At 52.2% G+C, this 20,629-nt stretch carries 14 protein-coding genes; 8 read left to right on the forward strand and 6 right to left on the reverse strand.

Translation table 11 applies throughout. The features are described 5' to 3' along the window. Positions 1 to 90: 90 nt before the first annotated feature. Together B7989_RS01585 and B7989_RS01590 are read right to left on the reverse strand one after the other, a co-directional pair. Positions 91 to 720, reverse strand: coding sequence for a bifunctional 4-hydroxy-2-oxoglutarate aldolase/2-dehydro-3-deoxy-phosphogluconate aldolase (locus B7989_RS01585; protein ID WP_088626878.1), 630 nt, complete (start codon positions 718 to 720; stop codon positions 91 to 93). A 95-nt stretch (positions 721 to 815) separates the two neighbouring features. Next, complete coding sequence (locus B7989_RS01590) at positions 816 to 4,004, reverse strand: glycoside hydrolase family 9 protein (protein WP_088626879.1); 3,189 nt, start codon at positions 4,002 to 4,004, stop codon at positions 816 to 818. Positions 4,005 to 4,158: 154 nt separating this feature from the next. Here B7989_RS01590 and B7989_RS01595 point away from each other — a divergent pair, with 154 nt between their 5' ends. Beyond that, positions 4,159 to 5,490, forward strand: a complete 1,332-nt coding sequence (locus B7989_RS01595) for a hypothetical protein (protein WP_088626880.1) — start codon at positions 4,159 to 4,161, stop codon at positions 5,488 to 5,490. Between the two features lie 85 nt (positions 5,491 to 5,575). Here the strand turns inward: B7989_RS01595 and B7989_RS01600 are convergent, their stop codons facing one another. Together B7989_RS01600 and B7989_RS01605 are read right to left on the reverse strand one after the other, a co-directional pair. Next, the gene (locus tag B7989_RS01600) at positions 5,576 to 6,784 is read right to left on the reverse strand and encodes an ABC transporter permease (protein WP_088626881.1); all 1,209 of its coding nucleotides are present in this window, start codon (positions 6,782 to 6,784) and stop codon (positions 5,576 to 5,578) included. After that, a complete protein-coding gene (locus tag B7989_RS01605) occupies positions 6,781 to 7,536 on the reverse strand; it encodes an ABC transporter ATP-binding protein (RefSeq protein ID WP_233144206.1) in 756 nt (251 codons plus the stop codon). The genes B7989_RS01600 and B7989_RS01605 overlap by 4 nt, the downstream gene beginning before the upstream one ends. Positions 7,537 to 7,686: 150 nt before the next feature. Here B7989_RS01605 and B7989_RS14270 point away from each other — a divergent pair, with 150 nt between their 5' ends. Continuing rightward, positions 7,687 to 10,053, forward strand: coding sequence for an OmpA family protein (locus tag B7989_RS14270; RefSeq protein WP_088626883.1), 2,367 nt, complete (start codon positions 7,687 to 7,689; stop codon positions 10,051 to 10,053). Positions 10,054 to 10,272: 219 nt separating this feature from the next. Here B7989_RS14270 and B7989_RS01615 read toward each other — a convergent pair whose 3' ends face one another. Further along, positions 10,273 to 10,683: a GtrA family protein gene (locus tag B7989_RS01615; protein WP_088626884.1), complete on the reverse strand. Its 411-nt coding sequence runs from the start codon at positions 10,681 to 10,683 to the stop codon at positions 10,273 to 10,275. A gap of 34 nt (positions 10,684 to 10,717) precedes the next feature. Between B7989_RS01615 and B7989_RS01620 the strand changes: the two genes are divergently transcribed. The 3 genes from B7989_RS01620 (at position 10,718) to B7989_RS01630 (ending at position 16,358) form a co-directional block, all read left to right on the forward strand. After that, positions 10,718 to 12,205, forward strand: coding sequence for an acetyl-CoA hydrolase/transferase C-terminal domain-containing protein (locus tag B7989_RS01620; RefSeq protein ID WP_088626885.1), 1,488 nt, complete (start codon positions 10,718 to 10,720; stop codon positions 12,203 to 12,205). A 141-nt stretch (positions 12,206 to 12,346) separates the two neighbouring features. Continuing rightward, entirely contained in the window at positions 12,347 to 14,740 is a 2,394-nt protein-coding gene (locus B7989_RS01625) for a histidine phosphatase family protein (RefSeq protein WP_088626886.1), read from the forward strand. A 7-nt stretch (positions 14,741 to 14,747) separates the two neighbouring features. Further along, a complete protein-coding gene (locus B7989_RS01630; RefSeq protein WP_144264935.1) occupies positions 14,748 to 16,358 on the forward strand; it encodes a phosphoglycerate mutase family protein in 1,611 nt (536 codons plus the stop codon). Between the two features lie 6 nt (positions 16,359 to 16,364). Here the strand turns inward: B7989_RS01630 and B7989_RS01635 are convergent, their stop codons facing one another. Next, positions 16,365 to 17,861 (reverse strand): FISUMP domain-containing protein, encoded by a 1,497-nt coding sequence (locus B7989_RS01635; protein ID WP_088626888.1) that lies wholly within the window; start codon positions 17,859 to 17,861, stop codon positions 16,365 to 16,367. 256 nt (positions 17,862 to 18,117) lie between these two features. Here B7989_RS01635 and B7989_RS01640 point away from each other — a divergent pair, with 256 nt between their 5' ends. From B7989_RS01640 to B7989_RS01650, 3 genes are read left to right on the forward strand one after another with little or no spacing between them, the layout of a single operon-like run. After that, entirely contained in the window at positions 18,118 to 18,963 is an 846-nt protein-coding gene (locus B7989_RS01640; protein WP_088626889.1) for a hypothetical protein, read from the forward strand. Between the two features lie 48 nt (positions 18,964 to 19,011). Continuing rightward, complete coding sequence (locus tag B7989_RS01645) at positions 19,012 to 19,371, forward strand: acetyl-CoA carboxylase biotin carboxyl carrier protein subunit (protein ID WP_088626890.1); 360 nt, start codon at positions 19,012 to 19,014, stop codon at positions 19,369 to 19,371. A gap of 13 nt (positions 19,372 to 19,384) precedes the next feature. Continuing rightward, positions 19,385 to 20,545 carry a sodium ion-translocating decarboxylase subunit beta gene (locus tag B7989_RS01650; RefSeq protein ID WP_088626891.1) on the forward strand — a complete coding sequence of 387 codons (1,161 nt, stop codon included), beginning with the start codon at positions 19,385 to 19,387 and terminating at the stop codon, positions 20,543 to 20,545. Positions 20,546 to 20,629: the final 84 nt, after the last annotated feature.

The raw sequence follows: 20,629 nt of genomic DNA on the forward strand, positions 1-20,629 counted from the left end.
TTGAATTAAATAAAAAATCCTGCTTAAAAGCAGGATTTTTTTGTTGTTTGAATCTCGTGTCCGAGTCATGCTGACGTAGGTCAGCATCAGCTATTTGATAGAAGCGAGAAGCTTCTTCAGGCGCTCGGCAATGGTTGCCCAGTCGCCTGCGGCCATCAGCTTCGGGTCGTAAATGCTTGCGCCGAACGAAAGCAGGTTTGCGCCAGCCTTCAAGTAGCTTGCGGCGTTCTCCGGGTTCACGCCGCCGCATGCCATCAAGGGAATGTCGCGGAACGGCCCGCGCAGCGCCTTGATGTATTCGGGGCCGCCTACGCAGTTTACCGGGAAAATCTTGACGGCGGTAGCGCCCAGGTCAAAAGCTTTTTGCACTTCGGTCGGGGTTAAGGCGCCCGGAATAATCGGGATGCGTGCCGTGGCCGAAAGGCGGATGATTTCGTTACGTGTATTGGGCGTCACGATGAATTCGGCGCCTGCGGCAATGGCTTTGTCTAGGTCGCTCCCGTGACGGACGGTCCCTGCGCCTACGGAAATCCCGTGAGGCTTGGCGGCGGTCTTGAGGGCACTAATAATCGATTCGGCGTTAGCGGTGTTCATGGTGACTTCGATCGCCTTGAGCCCGCATTCAACAGCGGTCTTGACGCATGCTTCTTCTGCGCCTTGGGGAATGTCGCGGAGTATGCCCACGACCGGCATCGGTTGTAAAAATTCAAGCAGATTCATGCCCTAAATATATATGAAAAATTCCTGAATGAGTACCACGAAAAATCAAAAAAAGTCGGCTTTGTGGGCCGACTTTTTCATGATATGTAATGAACTTACTTGATCTTAATGCTCTGGGTTGCAAGCGTCTTGCCGTTTTGCACGACTCTTGCAATCAGGGTGCCGCGGTGCGGAAGCTTGGCGAGGTTCACTTCGGTGTGGGTGCCGTCGAAGGTCTTGACCGAGAGCTGGTTGCCGAGCAGGTCAAAGATTTTCACGGTCTTGGTACCCTGAGCCGATGCAAGCACATAGAGTTTGTTCTTGACAACCTGCATACGGGCCTTTGCAATTTCAATGGGCTTCACGAAACCTTCGCGGTCGCTGGTGGTATTGCCCGGACCGTAACCCCACAGGAGCTTGCCCTTGCTGCGAATGACGATGTACGGATCACGAGGAGGCTCCTGAATGTCGCCCTGGTCCTTGTCCCATTCGGGAACGCCGTCGTAGGCGGGAGCGTCCTTTGTTTCGGAGTGGGCGGTAAAACTCCAGCCGTCGGCAACCTTTATTGCTGCAGGTTCTCTAATGGATGCGCATACGCCTTTAGATTTTTTGCCAGTGCTGGCAGAAAGATCTAGCCGGAAAGTTGTTCCTATTTCATAGGTTCCCAAAGGAATGGCTTTTTCCCAAGTGTAGGTCTTTGTCTTTTCGTTATAGGATCCTTCTACCTTTTCTGCCGGATTTTCTCTCATGTAGGTTCTTAACACGCTGTCATTGGCGCAGAGTCTATTAAATCCGGCTTGGTCATAATTCTGACAAATTTCTAGATCGATAATGGTGCCGCAAGCATCCATCTCTTCTTCTGTGGCGTCGAAGTAGACATAGACGACAACGCTGTCCAGCTTTTCTAGGGATTCGTTAAAAATACGGATGCTGAAGGTCTCTAGGTCGTTGAAGTCATAAGTGTATGCCGCTGCATAAACTTCGTTGGAGAAGGGCGAGGCTTCCGTGGTGTCGCAGTTGTCGCACTTCTTTTCGTAGTAGTCGTTGCCGCCGTTGCTGACGATGGTGAGGGCCGACAGCAGCGTCGCAGAGGCGTCAAGGCAAGTTTCTGATTTTTCCCAGTCTTTCCAACTCGTTTCTTTTTTCGGAACCAACGAGCTTGAATCGCCAGGAACAGTCCCACTAAAAAGGGCTCCTACGGGGCAATTGTACTTGTAGTTAAAACCCGGAGAGGTCTTGCCTTCGGGGTTAGAAGCACGGTGATGCGGGTGAGCGTCGTTCTTGTCGCCAATGCCGTACACGAACGAAACGTCCCACGGATTCACGCCGAGCATGTAGTTCAGCTTGTTGATGCCGAGCTGGCGCATTTCGCTTGCCTTGAGGCCGGTACTTGCCATGGTCGGGAGCGAGATTCCCTGCTTTTCGATATCAGCGGCCACATCAGCGTATGCCAAAACTTCAAAGATGTTTCCCGCTTGATAACGGTTGAAATTCCCGTTCTGGTCGGTAAGCATCGTGTACCAAGTGGGATCGTAGCTGACGGTGTTTTGTTTCCAGCCGATGTCTCCTTTGGGAAGAACGATGGAACCGGTCCCTGTGCCGCTTACATCGCCAAGGTTGGCAATCATGTCGGCAAGGCAGTCTTCGATGGCCGCGAGGCGTTCATCTTCGGTAAGTCCATATTCAGATGTCGCCTTGGTCTTGTCGGCAAGAATCAACTTATACAAAGCATATAGAGCGTAGGAGTGTGCATTTGCCCAGCTGGTGTTCATTGGGCTTTTGAGCATGCCGCTGTTTTCGGTAGCGAACCAACCGCCACCAAAGAAGCCTGCGCCGTCGATGATTCGTTGACCTTTGAAAAGTTCCGTCGTGCGGATCATATCGTCGGCGTAATCCTTCTTGCTTGTAGCATAAAGGAGCGCCACCGAGGCCAATGCCATTTTGTCAATATAAGAAGTGCTGCCGTTGTAGGCCGCGGTGTTGACGATAGCGCTTGTATTGTTCTTGAATGCTTTGCCTTGGGCCAAATCCTTGGCAAAGCCGTACATCTTTTCGGCAACCACCAAGCAGCTGTCAGCAAACTTCTTGTCGTACTTGGCGTAGTCTTTTCCCAAAATGGCAAGGCCTGCTGCAATTTCTGCGGAAACAGTGGAGCCGAGTTCGCCAAGTCGGACCGTGCGTTCGGTAGGACCTCCGCGATGTTTGGCATTCACGTAATCCTGAACTTCGGGGCGTCCCCACCAGTAGTGGTCCGCTCCGAAGTTGCCTACAGAAACGGGCATATCGTCAACAACGCCCTTTGCAAATTCGTACGCTTTCAGGAAGAAGTCAGCACCATGCTTGGCCTCGCGCAAGACATCGGGCACGCCGTCGGTCTTCACGAATTCACCCTGATTGTAATCGTAGTGGTCCACGTCCTTGGCGGGGTTGGTAGCATGCATCACGGCAAGGGTCATGAAGGCGTACGCCATGGTCTGCGATTCCTTCAGGTGATCGCCGCAATCGTACCAGCCACCAGCAAGGGAACCTGCCCTAGATGCGTCAAAGGAAGAGGTAGTATCTCCTGCCGTAGTAATCGCGCCGCCGCCATCTTTGGTATGGCTCGGACCATGGAACCAGGATTCGGAGTTGCCGCTGCGCTGGATGCCAAAGAACTTCAGGGTAGCATCCTTTGCCATGGTGTAAACGTCGTCGCTCACAATGAAGGTGCTAGAGATTTCGTCACCGACCTTGATGCGCAGGCGCTTTTCGGTAGGTACGTTCTGCGGGATTTTGCCGACAAAGATATTGCCTTCAGGTCCGGTGATTTCAACCTTGTAACGCTGCTTGTCGGTAGTTGCATCGTCGGTACCTGCGATAATAGTCCAGCCGCTCTTGGTGGCCGTTTCGGTTGCGGTGAACGTTCCGGTCACTTTGGTGCTGAGCGACTTGCCGTCTGCATCCACAACTTCGAATTCAGTTGCCTTGCTGCCTACGAAGTAGAACTGGCGTTCCGTGTCACTCTTGAGGTAGCCCGCCTGGTTCATGCGGATCGGCGAAATCTTGGTGTTGATGGCATCAAAGTAGGCCTGGTCCAGGGTGTCGGGCATCATCGCCCCCGCCTTGAAGCTTGCGGGAGTCGCCTCTTTCGGAAGCATACCTGTTTTCTTGGTTACCGTGGTATCGAAATTTTCAAAGACTTTCGCGTCCCAGCTCAAGGGCCAGGTGGGGCGAATCAAGTCGTAAGGTGTGGTGGCGGCAAACGCTGTAGAAGCAGAAAGTGCTGCCAAGGTAGAAACCATAACCCCAGACTTTTTAAGATGCATATCATCCTCCGTATTGTATATACGGAGAAAATATAGTACACCCCTCCCCCAATTTGCAAGCAAAATGTAAGATTTTGTGATTTAAAACATGTTTGTGATACGATAAGTATGTACGGTTGTTATATTTTATTATCATTTTTTTAAAGGAGTAGATATGAAATATCGTTTTGGAAAAACGTTGCTAAAAGTTGCATGCATATCTGTTATGACTTCGCTTGCGTTTACAGCGTGTGATGACTCAAGTTCTGTTGCCGCTCCGGCAGAAACTTCTTCTGCAGATGAACAGACCTCTGAATCATCCAGTAGCGAAAAAGTTTCTAGCTCAAGTGAGAAGGTGAAAAGCTCCAGTAGCGAAAAAGCGAAAAGCTCCAGTAGCGAAAAGGTTTCTAGCTCAAGTGAGAAGGTGAAAAGCTCCAGTAGCGAAAAAGTGAAAAGCTCCAGTAGTGTCGCGGAATCCAGTTCTAGCGTCAATGTGTTGGGAAATGCTTGTACAATGCTGCTGTCTACCAATGAGATTTTCCAGCATGATGACGTCTTGGAAGGTCAGCCCTTTGTATGCGAAGACAATAAGCCGAGATTGGCAACGCTTGCTGACACTTTGAAATTGGATACGGTGGATATTTGTTTCGGTCAACGAATTTCAGAAGGCGATCTTGTCACTGGTATTTATACGAATAAAACTTATACTTGCGAAAATGGTTTGGCTCGCAAGGCAACCAAGGCTGAAATTGAACTTGGACACGGCTGTACAGAAAATTTGACTGCGACAGGATTTGTTTTCCAGGGTAAAGTGTGTAATGAACAGGGTGCTTGGCGTGACAGTACTGAATCTGAAAAAATTGTTGGAAGTTTGTGTGTCAAACCGGGAACAATGACCTTGGGACGTAAATGGTCGTGTGATGGCGAAGGAAAATGGACCGTTATAAGTTCTGATAATGTGACATCCCTCGGTTTTATCGGAAAAAGCGTCTTTGTAGCATCCTATACTGCTCGAGGAACGCAGCTATGGACTGTCCGCCATCTTGAATCCATGGTGTTGAATTTCAACGATGCAAAAGATTACTGCAGTAAATTAACGTGGGAAAAGAACGGCACAAAGTCTGCGGGATTCCATTTGGCCACTGAAGATGACTGGGCTACATTGCTGAGATACAATGAATATGCCAGGGATAATGGCTATGGCGATTCTACTAATCTGTATAAATATTACTTGCGTGGTGAGTCTTTTTATGATAGTGAAGCGGAAGCTGGGAATAAAAACTGTAATACAGAAGAGCGACTTGGTCCGGATAAACGCTGTGCATCGCCTACTTGGGTTTCTATGTGGACTGACGATTATTCAAACGGCGTGACATACACTCTATATAATACGGATGAGATTAAGCCAACAAAAGCTGCTGTTCGTTCGGTGGATGCTTACCAGCAGGAGCCGACAACAAAGCAACCCTTCTTCTGTGTAAACGACAGCTATAGAGGAAACGAGTAATAGCGTCTTTTAGAGCTTGAAACAATAGAGGGCTTCCGATTTTACCGGAAGCCTTTTTGTATTAGGGATATTGGCTTAATTTGTATTATTCGAATCGTAGGGCTTCGATGGGGTCTAAACGGCTGGCTTTACGGGCCGGATACCATCCGAAAAAGACTCCGGTGGCAAAGCACACGGCAAAGCTCACGATCACGCTGGTCACCGAGACGCTCATGGGCATGTTGAAGGCGATTTTCACGATTTCGGAGGCGGCGATGCCGAGAGCAATCCCGATAATGCCGCCTAGCAGGCTGATTATCACCGATTCGAACAAAAACTGGAACATGATGTCTTTGCCGCGGGCACCGATGGCCATACGCAGGCCAATTTCCTTGGTGCGTTCCGTGACGGAAACATACATGATGTTCATGATACCGATACCGCCTACAAATAAACTAATACCTGCAATAATCGTGAGAACCAGAGAAATCATGTCAGAAGTACTCGTGATGGTCTGAATCATTTCTTCTTGAGTAAACACGCGGAATGGGTCAACGGGTTTGGTCCAGCCGCGACGTTCCTTCAAGATTCCCATGATTTCTTCGGTGGCTTGCGCCGCGTAGCCCTCGCCAATAGAATTCGCGAAAATCTGGCGGATGTTTGTGGTGGCAGAAAACCTGCGCATCACTGTCTGGTAAGGCGTGAAAATCACGTCGTCGTTGTCTTGCCCGAAGTCGCCGGAGCCTTTTGCTTTAAGTGTGCCGATGACTTTCAAGGGAATGTTCTTGTAGCGAATCGTCTTGCCAATCGGGTCGCCTTCAGGGAACAGGTTCTTGACAACGGTTTGCCCGATCACACAGACTTTGGACATACGGTCCGTGACGTCGTCGAACATCACGCCGTCTTCGATTTCGTAGTTGCGAATCTTGAGGTAGTCTGCCGACACGCCGCTCAAACTAGTGGGGGAGTTATTGTTGCCAACAATGGCTTGCCCGCCTACGGTAATCATTGGAGATACGCCGTTGATGTAGGTGGCGTTTTCGCGAATGGCGATAATGTCGGCTTCTTCGAGGAGTTCGCTAGTAGATTCCTGCTGCACGCCGCCGCGGCGGTCACGGTTTGGCATGATAATGATGGCGTTGGAACCCATCGCCGTCATTTGTTCCTTGATAGAAATTCGGGAGCCTTCGCCCATGGCGACCATGGCAATCACTGCCGCGACACCAATCACGATGCCGAGCACCGAAAGGAAGGTGCGCATGCGGTTGCGCAGCAAAGCCTTGAGTGCAATTTTGATTAAAGTAAACGGACTCATTCTTCCTCCTCAAACGTTTCCGGCGGAGGGAGGGCTTCGAAGGCTGCCTTGGCGTCTTGCACGTTTTCGTTCTTGACGTCTTTTTTAAGGAGTCCGTCGCGCAGCGTAATGGTTCGCCCGCTAAAGGTCGCGATGTCGGGTTCGTGCGTCACGAAGGCGATTGTTTTTCCGCGGCGGTTCAGCTCCTGGAAAATCATCATGATTTCGTAGCTGGTGCGAGTGTCCAAGTTACCGGTGGCTTCGTCGGCCAAGATAATCACGGGGTCGTTCACGAGGGCGCGGGCAATAGCCACGCGTTGTTGCTGACCGCCCGAAAGCTGGTTGGGCACATGGTTCATGCGTTCTTCGAGGCCCACCATTTTTAAAGCTTCAATAGCACGGTGGCGACGTTCCGCCGCCGAGATTTTTGAATTGTACAAAAGCGGGAGTTCTACGTTTTCGATAGCCGTGGTACGGCTGAGCAAGTTGTAACTTTGGAAAACGAATCCGAGTTTTTTGCTACGGATTTTGGCGAGGGCGTCGCGTTTTAACTTTTCGGTATGCTGACCGTCTAGAATGTACTCGCCGGAGGTCGGCTTGTCCATGCAACCCAAAATATTCAGCATGGTCGATTTTCCGGAACCGCTTGTGCCCATGATGGTCACGAATTCGCCGGGGTAGATATCAAAAGAAACTCCACGCAGCGCGTGGACCGTTTCATCGCCCATCTTAAAGTCTCGGCGGATATTTTGTATGGATAAAATCGGGTTCATAATCGCTATTTTGATGTCTAATATAAACTTTTGGTTGCATTCTACATTTTTTAAACGCTTTTTTGAGTGTGAGCGGCGTCACATTTGGCCTCAATCTGGCAAAAATACTACATTGGGAACAAAATGTAATAAAGACATGCGAGGGATACAATGAAAAAAATCATTGCTTTGTCACTAGTCGCTGGCGGTCTTGCCTTTGCCCAGTCCGGGCTTCAGGGTGGAACTTCCGGTATTCATCAACACAACGCTTACACGTTGGGTCAGTGGGGTATTGAAGTCGGTACGGGCGGCGATATTTCTACGGACTCTTGGTCTCAGTCCCGTGGCGGCGTGATCAAGCAGGGGAATCAGGAACGCTCTTTCCATAGCAATGCTGGTTCTCTTAGCGGTAATATTCATGCTGCAATCGGTCTGAAGGATTTCATTGACCTCGGTGTGGCTCTTCCGCTGTACTATGATCATGCTAACCTGAAGGGTGATGGCGAAGGCGATCTTTGGCAAGCAAGCCGTGGTGACCTGAACGTTTGGTTGAAGGCCGGCCTCATTGGTGATTCCAAAAGCTTCTTTGGCCTCGCTATCCAGGGTGATGTCTATTTCCCGACCGGTGATGAAAACGTGGGTGTCCGTCCCCGTCATGCCTGGTACTTGAATGACAACGGTGGCAACACCAACCCGTACACCTCCGGTGGATTTAACTATGCTGGAACCGTGGTGCTCTCCTTGAACTTCGGCGCACTTGGCGTACCGGTCTTGTGGAACACCCATGCAAGCTTCGTTTATGCCGACAAGGGTACCAATACCTTGGTTTATGGCACGGGCTTGAACGTGATGCCGACCGACTGGATGGACATCTTCGTTGAATACTCCGGTGAAATGCGTATCGAAGACGGTGCTTACCGTCGTGACCCGATGGACGACCCGATGCTCCTGACTCCGGGTTTCCGTTTCCACCTGCCGTGGCATATCGACTTCGCTTTGGGTGCAGACATTGCCTTCCGCACTCTTGCTAACCTCGGTTACGATGGCGAAAAGGAAATGAAGCATGTGGGCGACCACACGATTCACCACAACAATTCGACTGGCCGCGTGAGCTATGGCTACGCTCCGACCCCGACGGTTGCCGTGACCGCAGCCCTTACCTGGCGCTTCGGCGGCAATGTCAAGGATGTTCAGACCGACGGCGATGGCGACGGCGTGCCTGATGCCAAGGACAAGTGCGAAAAGACTCCGGCAGGCGCTACGGTGGATAGCCTTGGCTGCCCGATGGATTCTGACAAGGATGGTATTTTTGATGGTCTTGACAAGTGCCAGAACACTCGCGGTGGCGCAAGCGTCGACTCTCTCGGTTGCGAACCGGACTTCGACAAGGACGGCATCCCGGATGCTCTTGACAAGTGCCCGAATACCGCCGAAGGCGTGAAGGCTGACTCTGTCGGCTGCCCGCAGGATACCGACAAGGATGGCGTTTACGACGGTCTCGACAAGTGCGAAAATACTCCGGCAGGTCTCCCGGTCGATGAAACGGGTTGCCCGGCTGATGCTGACAAGGACGGCGTTGCCGACGCGTTCGACAAGTGCCCGAACACGGCTGCTGGCCTCGCTGTTGATACCCTCGGCTGCCCGGCTGACGCTGACAAGGATGGCGTACCTGATGCTCTCGACAAGTGCCCGAACACCAGCGAAGGTGCCCAGGTGAATGCTGAAGGTTGCGAAGGCGACTTCGATGGCGACGGCATTCCGGATGCTAAGGACCAGTGCCCGAACACCAAGCAGGGTGTGGCTGTCGATTCTACGGGTTGCCCGGCTGACGCCGACAAGGATGGCGTGCCTGACGCTCTCGACAAGTGCCCGGATACCAAGGCCGGCTTGAATGTTGACAATACCGGTTGCCCGCTCGACTTCGACAAGGACGGCGTGCCTGATGGTATTGACCAGTGCCCGAATACTCAGCAGGGCGTACCTGTTGACTCTCTGGGTTGCGCTGCTGACGCTGACAAGGATGGCGTTTACGACGGTCTCGACAAGTGCCCGGATACTCCGAAGGGTGCATCTGTTGACACCGCAGGCTGCCCGGTCGACAGCGACAAGGACGGCGTGGCTGACTTCCTCGATAAGTGTCCGAATACCCTCGAAGGTGTACGTATCGACAAGAAGGGTTGTCCGCTCAACAAGGCTGAAGACTTGGAACAGTTGAAGAAGGGTATTAACTTCCAGAGTGGCTCCAAGAAGCTCACCAAGGCAAGCTACAAGACCTTGAACAACATCGTGAAGCTCATGAAGAAGTTCAATACCGCCAACATCGAAGTCCAGGGTCACACCGACAATACGGGCTCCGAAGAAACCAACAAGCAGATCTCTCAGGATCGTGCCCAGGTGGTGGTGGATTACTTCATCCAGAACGGTATTTCTTCTGACCGCGTTCGCGCCGTGGGCTTCGGCTCCGACAAGCCGATCGCCGACAATAAGACGAAGAAGGGCCGCTCCAAGAACCGCCGTGTTGAACTCGTACCGTTCTAATCGGAATTCTTGAAAAGCTTGTGCAGCTCAGCTGCAAAAAAGGGTCGCCGCGAGGCGCCCTTTTTTGTATACGAACAACGACATATGAGAACTCCAAAAGGATTAGTCACTCGTTGTTCGCCCTTCGCTCCGACAATAGGCTAACAGCCTATTGCCATCGCTCGGCAAGAATGCATATAAACATCTCTCGTCTGTAGGACCGTAGGTCCGTTCTTTTGTCTATTTAAACACCCACTTCTTATAAAGCATAAAGCTTGCGACGACATACACGCCGTTGGCGACGATGTTTGCGAAGAAGCCGGGTTTCATGAATTGCGAAATGAAGTCGGTGAACGGTTTGCACCAGGCGGTGTTCAAAACGTAAACGGTGGCTTCGAGCGTTACAAAGTTCAAGGCGTAGGCCGCAAGGAACACGATGATGAATCGGATGATTTCGGTGCGCTTGCGGTTATGGCTCTTGAAATTCCAGATGCGGTTCATCAAGTAGCTGTTGATGGCGCCGAAAATGAACCCGAGAAAGTTCGAAAGTTCCAGGTTCCAGTCAAGTATTTGGTGCATTACCCAGACCGAGGCGAGGGTAATGAGCGTGTTCATGACGCCAATCAAGTTGTATTTGATGAAATGTTTCACGCGGGAAAATCTAAAAAATTATTTTTACGGCACTATGACTTGGATTGATGCTAAGAAGTGCTCGGCAGCCGATGCTGCGGCAATGATTAACGATGGTGATGTGTTGGGAGTGTCCGGTTTTACCTTGGCGGGTTACCCCAAGGAGGTTCCGACGGCTTTGGCTGCACGTGCCGAAAAGTTGCATGCCGAAGGCAAGCCTTTCAAGGTGACGCTCTTCTCGGGAGCGTCGACCGGCGACAGCTGCGACGGGGCTTTAGCTCGGGCGCAGGCGGTGTCGCTCAGAATGCCTTACCAGAGCAATCCGAGTCTTCGCAAGGCGATTAACGCCGGCCAGATCAAGTATATCGATGCCCACCTCGGCAAGATGGGCTACCTCGTGCGTACGGGCGCTGTGCCTGCGCCGACGGCCGCGATCATCGAAGTCTCTGCCATATTGAGCGACGGTCGCGTATGCCTTTCGACCTCGGGCGGAAACTCGGTGACTTACCTCGAGATGGCGCCCAAGATCATTCTGGAATTGAATACGCGCCTGGGTGATTCCTTCATGGGAATTCACGATACCGCGCTCCCGGAACTCCCGCCGCATGCAAAGCCGCTGGCCATTTATAGCGCCGGCGACCGCGTGGGTTCTGAATTCGTTAAAATCGACCCGAACAAGGTCATCGCTGTTGTCGAAACCTCCCGCCTCGACGAAGTGAATCCGTTCGTGGAACCGGATGATGTCTCCAGAAACATCGGCGAACGTATTCTCGACTTTATCTGCTTTGAAGAAAGCAAGGGCAGACTCCCCAAGGGAATGGCCTTCCAGAGCGGCGTAGGCAAGGTGGCAAATGCTGTCCTTAGCGCCATGTCCGACGACAGTCGCCTTGGAACAATCGACCTTTATACCGAAGTCATTCAAGAAGCCGTGTTCCCGCTTTTAAAGAAGGGAAAGCTCGGTGTCGCCTCGGGCACGGCTCTTACTTTGTCCGAAAAAGCGCAGAAGGAATTCGTTGAAAATGCCGCCGAATGGAAAAAACACTTGGTGCTTCGCCAGCAAGAAGTGAGCAATAGCCCCGACGTGATTCGCCGCGTGGGTGTGATTTCCATGAATACGGCGCTCGAAGCCGACATCTTTGGTAACGTGAACAGCAGCCTTGTTACGGGCTCTGCCATGATGAACGGAATTGGCGGTGCGGCAGACTTTGCCCGCAACTGTTACCTTGGCATTTTCTTGACGCCCTCGGTTGCCAAGGACGGCGCCATCAGTTCGATTGTGCCTTACGTGAGCCATGTGGACCAGACAGACCATGATACCATGATTTTCGTGACGGAACAGGGCCTTGCCGACTTGCGTGGGCTTGCCGCCGAAGAACGAGCAAGACTCATTATCAAGAATTGCGCCCACCCGGATTTCCGCGAACCGCTCACCGATTTCTTGGAATACAGCTTGAAACATGCGAAGGGATTACACATGCCCTTGGCCCTGGAAAGGGCTTTCGAAATGCATTCCAGGTTCCTCGAAACCGGAAAAATGCGCTAAAAAGTCCCGTTTTTGCAGATTTTCTGTGATTAGACGCATTGCCCTTGCTCAGGCGGGGGTCTTTGGTAGATTCTATGTGCTTTTTCGTTGAAAAAAAAGTAGTTTCTTGTTATATTGCGAATAGCTTTTTAGGATCGACGAATGAATCGCCTGTTTTGGATTATAGTCTCTGTTTGGTTCGCCTTCTCTATGCAGGCGTGTTCCGGTAGTTCGTCTTCTTCGAACGAAGAACTCGATCCCGATGAAATTGGAGACGATTATATTGATGACGACGATGATGGCCGCTCCAGCGGTTCTCGCTGGGAAAAGCGTTCCAGTGGCGTTGTCCAGAAAGATTCTTTAGGCCGTCCGATTTCGAGTGCGGCTGACCCCGACAAGCCGGGTGAACCTGGCGAACCCGGTGGATCGGGTAATTCCAGTTCTTCGACTGGCCCTGTTGTCGGTATTGAAGATCCGGTTATTGAAGATACCACGACTGTGGTCGATGTAGAGGCCTTGCCGGAATGTACCGCCCAAAGCGAGGGCGAATCCTTCTTGGTCAAGAGCGAAAATATTCTGTATTTCTGCCTAGCGGGTGAGTGGGTTCCTTCCGAAGAAGTCTCACAGGCCGCAGGAATTTCTTGCCGCGATGGCAAGATGTACACGGGTGTCGAAGATGACGACGAGAAGGGCTCTAGCTCGGGTGGAACCTCGCCTTGGGGCAACTTTGGTGGCAACTCCGTAAATACGGCGGCTGTCGATACGGCAGAACCGCGTATCGTGGGTGCTCGTCTGGTCGGCGTTGCCGAAAAGGGACCGTTCCGCTACGGTACATCCATTAAACTGATTGAACTTGACAGTACGCAGCATTTGGCCGATTCCAAGCGTACCCACAAGACTTGTATTTTGAATGGCGATGGCAACTACAGCTTTGACAGCGTGGACTATGTTTCGCCCTATTTGCGCGTGAAGGCGAATGGTTACTATCGCAGTGAACTGACGGGCGGACTTTCTCCGTCGCCTGTAACTCTTGAAGCCGTGGTCGACGTGACCGAAAAAGACACGGTGAACGTGAATATCCTGACTCACATGGAAGCGGAGCGTGTGCTCAAGCTTGTGGAAAATAGCGGCAACAACCAGCCGATTCGCGCCGTGAAGGCGCAGGCCCTGCGCGATATCCTTTCGAGCTTTGATATCCAGTGGGATAAGTCTTCTGGCTCCGGTAGCACCGGTGGTAACGGCGGCTTTGGCGGCTGGAATTTTGGTGGACAGCAACAGCAGCTCACGACCGATGGCCGCTTTGCCGAAGATATTGGACTCTTTGATGGTGACGAGTACAGTGGCGCCTTGCTTGCCATCTCTATCATGATGCAGCGCAAGGGCTCGGGCTCCGAGATGATGTCTTATGCCGCAGGCATTGCCGACCGCATCAAGGGTAACGGCAACTGGGACGACAACAACGCAAAGGCCGACTTGGCTGACTGGCTCATGGTTCTTGATACCAGCGGTTCTTACGCGACGATTCGCAACAATATTGCCAGCTGGAATATGGGCGAGGTCCCCGACTTTGAAAAGCACCTGAAGCGTTTCTGGTCCAGAGCCTATAACTTTGGTGATTGCAATGCGCAGAAAGCCGATTCGGTATTTTGCATTTCGAACAGCCTGAGCGCCTATTTCTGCGGGGGCGGCTACGATCAGCCGGGTCCGACGGTCCGCTTTATCTGCGATGCCAATACACATGAATGGCGCGCCGCTACCGCTGTCGAAAAGGACACTTATGGTTACGGCAAGGGAGAATACCCGGGCCAAATCAAGAATGGCCGCGTCGATAAAGAAAAGTATTATGTCTACGATGACGAAACCAAGAAGTGGCGTGCCGCGACAAGCGACGACATTCAGGAATTTGAAGACCTCGAAGATGTGTATAAGAACTTGAAGGCTGGCGAAAAGGTCATCTTCTTCTTGCGCCATGCCAAGCGCAGCGACGATACCGGCAAGAAGGGCCATTTGACCGATGACGGTAAGACACAGTCGCAGAATGTGGGCGCCAAGTTGAAGGGCGAAGACATTTATTTTGCGAACTCGACCTACACTCGAAGCATGGAAACCTGCGAAAATATTGCTAAGGGCGCTGGCTCCAGCTACTCTGAAAATACGATTGAAGCGCTTGATGGCGAATGGTACGTAAAAGACAACAACAAGCTCGAACAGTACAAGAGCAACAATGGCGGCGGCTGGGTCGTGGCTTCTGAATATGCATACAAGGGCTCGTATACCGACGCATTCTACGACCTTGGAACTTACAGCGAAAGCTTTATTACGGAAATTATCAAGCCTGAATTTGCGAACGTGAAAAAAGTGGGTGTATTCATTTCGCACGACATGTTTGTGGTTCCGCTGACGGCGTACTTCACCGACAAGAAGGTGAACCTGCGCTACTTTGATACCAAGCAATGGGTCAATTACTTGGCGGGCCTTGCAATCATCATGGGGAAAGACGGAACCATTCGTTATGTTCCGGTGAGGGGACTAGATTCCGGAACCATGACGATGTAGGTCGCGTATGAGAAAAAAATGGTGTGTGGAATGTTTGGGTGCTGCCCTGGCAGCAGCCCTGTTCTTGTTTGGATGCAGTGCAGAAAATAATGGTGGTGTCGTAAACGGAGGCGAAACGGCTAACGAGGGCTCGGTAGCGGTAAAGCCCGATACCCAGGCGGTTCAGGTCCTTGAACCGATTTATGCACCGCTCTATACCTTTGAAATTCTAGAAGAACGTATCGCCGCCGCCGATTCGGCGGATTCCGTCAAGGTGGCCCATATAGTGGATCTTTTGGCGCGCCCCCGTGTGGATCAGCACTTGATGAACCATGTTCCGTTAGATTCTGCCGTGGAACGCGCGAAGTACGAAACGCTTGCGGCCTTCGGGGTGGATTCCCTGCAGTATGCGATGGATTCTAATGCCGTATTGCTTGCCATTGCGGCAATGGTGCAGAACCGCGCAAGCAAAGAAGAAACGCTGAATTTTATCCGTACTTTGGGCGAAGACCTGAAAGGCGATGGCGTATGGAGCGACCCCAACGGAAAAATCAAGATTGCGGACTGGATCGTAGGTCTCGATTCCAACTGGAGGTACAACGATATCCGCAACAACGCGATGGCCGCCTACGGCGGCAACGTGCCGAATTTCGAGAAGTACATGCGCGCCTTTTTCCCGCTGGCGTACAGCTTTGTGCCCTGCAGCGCTGCGAATGCGGGACAGGTCACATACGTGAACCAGGGACAGAGTGCGATTTTTGCAAACGACTACGAAACATCTGACCATTCGGCGGTGCGTTTTATTTGCGATGTGAATGGATTCCAATGGCGCATCGCGCAGCCCATGGAAAAAGATACGGTGGGCTTTGGCCCAGGTGAATACGACCGTGAAATTCGCGAAGGGCGCGTCATCCATGACAACTATTACATTTACGATGCCGGCGCCTGGCGCCTTGCCACCCCGCAAGAAGCCGATGGCTTTACCGACCTTGTGGAGGTCTATGCGAACCTCAAGGCCGATGAAAAGGTCATTTTTGTTATCCGTCATAGCGAACGCACGAACGATACGGGCCCGAACGGACACTTGACCGATAACGGCGTAAAGTACGCCAAGAATTTGGGCAAGCGCCTTGCCGATGCCGGGAAAAAGGGGAATTTCTACTACGGCTATTCCGGCTACACGCGCACCAAGGAAACTTGCGAGAACATTGCCGTAGGTTACGGGCAGGCTGGCTACGCCGTCAATGTGGTCCCTGCCATGGACGGGGCGTGGTATGTGAAGGACGATGCGAAGGCAAGCGGCTACGTCGATGCCAATGGCGGTTGGGAAGTTTATTCCAGGTACGCCTTTACCGGTGCCTATGCGGATGCGTTCTACGATCTGGAAGATCGCAGCGTGCAGCTTATCGAAGGCGAACTCGTTGCGAGTTTGCCCCAGATGGAGCGGGTCAACTTCATGTGTACCCACGACTACCTGGTGGTGCCGCTCCTTGCCTATGTGACCGACGGGCATGCGAATGTGCGCTTTTACGAAAAATGGAAATGGGTAAATTACCTTGCCGGGGCGGCCATAATAGTCTCTCCGGACGGCTCGTTGCGCTATATCCCCGTGAAGGGCCTCGAAACCGGCGTGATGTAAGCTGAATTATTCGGCGTTCTTTAAGCAACGCACGGAAAAATAAAGGTCGTTGTTGGTAAAAGGCATACCTGCTACAATCGGACTAGGACTTGCGATAGAGGCGTAGTACCTTCCGTAGTCTTCTCCGATTTTGACTCCGTTTGCAGACCAGAATAGAGCATGGGATCCGGCATATCTAAAGGCCATGTATCGGTTGGGAGGGGGATAAGCATATATGTCGGTATCAATGGAAGCTTGACCGGCAGGAATAGCTGAAAAACCGCTGGTGTTAAGGCCTTCTTCGTAATTCCATCCAGATGTGCTCATTAATTTGAGTGCCAAGTTCTCTTTTTCGCCGACTTCATCAAAAAGCGTTTCCCATTCGGTCTTGTTAGGTAAATGCCATCCGTCCGGGCAAACACTTTGGTACGCGGTTTTGTCTTCGGCGTAAGGCTCGCAGTCGGTCCATTTTTCTGTACATTCCGGCAGAGAGTTGATATCTTTGCCAAAGATTGCCTTGGCGTTGTAGTAGCGTCCCATGATGTCGCAGAATTCTTTCTTGTCTGCATAGCACCACGAAACATTTTCGGAATCGGCGGGTATCGGAACATCGTAGTTCAGGTTTTCGGCCATCCAGACTTGGCTACCGATTTTGACGGTCTTGTATGTCTTGCCGTCACGGGCGTCGGTCATGGTTCCGTAGTCAATATTCGGATTGAAATGGGATTCTTTTGGAATGCTCACGTCAAGAATGTTCGGGAGGTTTTCTTCGTAATCCTTGATGCAACGGATAGGAAGTCGGTCAAAATTTTTTCGAGCATAAAATATTGTGATGAATGAATCGGTAGTTGCGTATGCGGCATAGCCGTTTTCGTAGCTTCCTTCTTCGCCGAGCCAAAAAAGGGCGTAATGAAGCTTCGTTATAATTCCTTCAAAGCTCAGATAGGTATGTATGGAATCGGTGGTTGCTAAAAACGTGGACGCCTCATCTCTGGTGAAGTGGACTCCGTTCGGCAAGTGCCAGCCTTCCGGACAAATTCCGTGAACGCGCTTGTAGGGGTAGCATGCGATATTGTCTCCGCAGCCAAGGCCGTCATTGCCGAATACACCTGCAGAATCCATGGCGGCTGCCCAAGAGTAAAGTCGTCCTTGCCTTTCGCAGTTCGTTTCGTCGTTGTCGCTGCACTGGCTCCCGAAAGAGGCTCCGTTAACTTTGTAGTCAAATTTTAGGTTCTCGGCCATCCAGGTGGAATCGCCCAAGGTAATAGTCTTGTAGGTTCTTCCGTCGCGGGCATCGGTCATGGTTCCGTAGCTTACGACTAAGGCATCTTTTGCGTCAGAGAAACTGCTGGTAGGGTTGTCGCTTGTGTTGAAGCCTGATGAATTGCCGTTGGGCGTGTTGCTGTCGGACGAATGGATTTCGTCGTTTGGATTCGGAGCGCTAGGCGATGAATCGTCATCGTTGCATGCCGCTAGGAAAAGGGCAATTGTCGAAACAAGAAAAAGACGTTGGATATGGAACATGCAACCCCCAAACTAAGATGATTTACGGAATAATCTAGTATTGTTTTGGAATGTGCAAATCGAAAGACTTGAAGTGGTCAAAGAATTTGACCGCCCTAAAGAATGTTTATAAATCTTTACAATTTGGTTCGCCGTGACAAGGGGGCTTTTGAAGCCACAACTCTCACGTCGATTTAACGCGTCTCTCGCCGTTTTCTATATTTTCCCGCGCTGATTTTTACAAAACAGAAACCCATAAGAATGGATTAAGTCCAATATGAACGAAACACAGACCAATGCACCCGAAGTCGAAGAAGTGGCTCCCGCCGCAGCTCCGGAAGCGGAAGTGCAGCAGCCGGCTCTCGTTGCTCCGCAGCCTGAAGCAAAGGTGAAGGGCAAGTTCGACGAACAGCTCGGACTCATGCTCCCCTCCGATGCCGCCCAGGTTCAGGAACAGCTCTCCATGCCGGGTATGAATGACGACATGGTTTACAAGATCGTGGAAAACCACTCTGGTAACCATTCTGTTCTCTACAAGACCTATGACCAGGCAGTCCTTGCCCGCGACGTGCGCGATTCCATCGAGAACGCCGGCGGCCACAAGGTGCTCCCCATCGCCAAGGCCAAACTTGGTTCCACCTACTGCAAGGGCGAATTCTCGACCGAACAGGGCTGCAAGGGTGATTCCGAAACCTTCGGTATCGGCTCCCTGATTGAATTCCAGGCGACCGGTCTTATCGTGGTGATGTGCGTCATCGTGGGCCTCACGGTGCTCTGCTACCTCATGAACTTCATTATGGCCAAGCTCGGCCTCAACAAGGACAAGGCTCCGGCACCTGCGGTCAAGGCCGCTCCGGCCGCTGCCGCCGCTCCCAAGACGATCGGCCCTGCCCACTGTGACTGGGATCCGAACGCCAAGAGCGTCCATCCGGGCTTTACCAACAAGCAGCTCCAGGCTTTCCTCGGCATTGCCGCCGTGGCAGCCCTCGAAGAACACCCGGGTATGAGCAACGACCAGTTCCTCGCCCTCGTGACTGCAGCGGCGACCCAGGCTATTGGTCAGCCCTGCCGCGTGACTGCTTACAGAAACATTAACTCCCCTGCTTGGACAATCGTCAAGTAAGGATAACCTTTAAAAACTCAACAGGCTTTTAAGCCAGGAAATAACAAAATGAAGAAAACCGTCCGTATCAGTTTCGAAGGCAAGACCTACGATGTCGAAGTAGAAGTTCTTGATTCCAATGCAGCCGTTGCCGCTGCTCCGGTTGCCGCTGCCGCTCCGGCCGCTGCTCCCGCTGCCGCTCCTGCCGCCGCCGGTGGTACCGAAGTCAAGAGCCCGCTGGCCGGTTCCGTGTTCAAGCTGAAGGTCAAGGTCGGTGACACCGTTACCGCCAACCAGGAAGTGGCTATCATCGAAGCCCTCAAGATGGAAAACCCGGTCGTCGCTCCGTGCGCCGGCACCGTGAACTCCATCGCCGTCAAGGAAACCGACACCGTCGTCGACGGCCAGACCCTGATGACTATCGCCTAAGAGGTACAGATAAATGAGTTCACTCTTGCAATCGGTCGTTGAGTTCGCAGGCGACACCGGATTCGCATACGTCACCCCTTCGATGGTGATCATGTGGATCGTGAGTTTCGTCTTGATGTACTTGGCGATTGTCAAAAAGTACGAGCCGCTGCTGCTCTTGCCGATTTCGCTCGGCGCACTGGCGGTGAACATCCCGAGCGCGGGATTCTACGATGGCGGCTGGAGCATCGAAGGTATGTTTACCCCGACGGCCGGCCTCTATTACTACATCAGCCAGGGTATCCACCTGGAACTCTTCCCGCCCATCATCTTCTTGGGCGTGGGCGCCATGACGGACTTCGGACCGCTTATCGCTAACCCGCGTACACTGCTTCTCGGCGGTGGCGCTCAGTTCGGCGTGTTCGCGACGATGTTCTGCGCCGTGGCTTTCGGTGGCTTTACTCTCGGTGAAGCGGCCTCTATCGGTATCATCGGTGGTGCCGACGGTCCGACCTCTATCTTCACTGCGAACAAACTTGCTAAGCACCTCATCGGCCCCATCGCCGTGGCTGCTTACACCTACATGGCCCTTGTGCCGCTCATCCAGCCGCCTATCATGCGCCTGATGACCAACGACAAGGAACGCAAGATTCGCATGAAGGCTCTCCGCAAGGTCAGCAAGGCCGAACGTATCGTGTTCGCTGTGATGGTGATGATTGTGTGCATCCTCGTGGTGCCCGATGCATCTGCCTTGATCATCATGCTCATGCTCGGCAATATCTTCAAGGAAGCCGGTGTCGTGGAACGTCTCGTGAAGACTTCTTCCAACGAACTCATGAACATCGTGACTATCTTCCTCGGAACTTCCGTGGGTCTCACGATGTCTGCCGACATCTTCTTGCGTCCGCAGACTCTCATGATTATCGCTATGGGTGTGGTGGCCTTCGGTTTCTCGACCGCTGCAGGCCTCTTCCTTGCCAAGATCATGAACAAGTGCACTCCCAAGAACCCTGTGAACCCGCTCATCGGTTCCGCCGGCGTGTCCGCCGTGCCGATGGCCGCCCGTGTTTCTCAGGTGGAAGGTGCCAAGTATGACCCGCAGAACTTCTTGCTGATGCACGCTATGGGCCCGAACGTGGCTGGCGTGATCGGTACTGCAGTTTGCGCCGGTTACATGATTTCCAGACTCTCGTAAGACTAGTCTAAAAGCAAATCAAGGGAAACCCTCGGCAATCGCCGAGGGTTCCTTTTTATAGGGCATTGTATAATGGGCAGGATT

Source organism: Fibrobacter sp. UWB5 (genome assembly GCF_002210295.1).
Classification (GTDB): domain Bacteria; phylum Fibrobacterota; class Fibrobacteria; order Fibrobacterales; family Fibrobacteraceae; genus Fibrobacter.

Bases quoted from the DNA above. Each gene is read 5' to 3' on its own strand.
- B7989_RS01585 (WP_088626878.1), bottom strand. From the start codon at position 720: ATGAATCTGCTTGAATTTTTACAACCGATGCCGGTCGTGGGCATACTC.
- B7989_RS01590 (WP_088626879.1), bottom strand. From the start codon at position 4,004: ATGCATCTTAAAAAGTCTGGGGTTATGGTTTCTACCTTGGCAGCACTT.
- B7989_RS01595 (WP_088626880.1), top strand. From the start codon at position 4,159: ATGAAATATCGTTTTGGAAAAACGTTGCTAAAAGTTGCATGCATATCT.
- B7989_RS01600 (WP_088626881.1), bottom strand. From the start codon at position 6,784: ATGAGTCCGTTTACTTTAATCAAAATTGCACTCAAGGCTTTGCTGCGC.
- B7989_RS01605 (WP_233144206.1), bottom strand. From the start codon at position 7,536: ATGAACCCGATTTTATCCATACAAAATATCCGCCGAGACTTTAAGATG.
- B7989_RS14270 (WP_088626883.1), top strand. From the start codon at position 7,687: ATGAAAAAAATCATTGCTTTGTCACTAGTCGCTGGCGGTCTTGCCTTT.
- B7989_RS01620 (WP_088626885.1), top strand. From the start codon at position 10,718: ATGACTTGGATTGATGCTAAGAAGTGCTCGGCAGCCGATGCTGCGGCA.
- B7989_RS01625 (WP_088626886.1), top strand. From the start codon at position 12,347: ATGAATCGCCTGTTTTGGATTATAGTCTCTGTTTGGTTCGCCTTCTCT.
- B7989_RS01630 (WP_144264935.1), top strand. From the start codon at position 14,748: ATGAGAAAAAAATGGTGTGTGGAATGTTTGGGTGCTGCCCTGGCAGCA.
- B7989_RS01635 (WP_088626888.1), bottom strand. From the start codon at position 17,861: ATGTTCCATATCCAACGTCTTTTTCTTGTTTCGACAATTGCCCTTTTC.
- B7989_RS01640 (WP_088626889.1), top strand. From the start codon at position 18,118: ATGAACGAAACACAGACCAATGCACCCGAAGTCGAAGAAGTGGCTCCC.
- B7989_RS01645 (WP_088626890.1), top strand. From the start codon at position 19,012: ATGAAGAAAACCGTCCGTATCAGTTTCGAAGGCAAGACCTACGATGTC.
- B7989_RS01650 (WP_088626891.1), top strand. From the start codon at position 19,385: ATGAGTTCACTCTTGCAATCGGTCGTTGAGTTCGCAGGCGACACCGGA.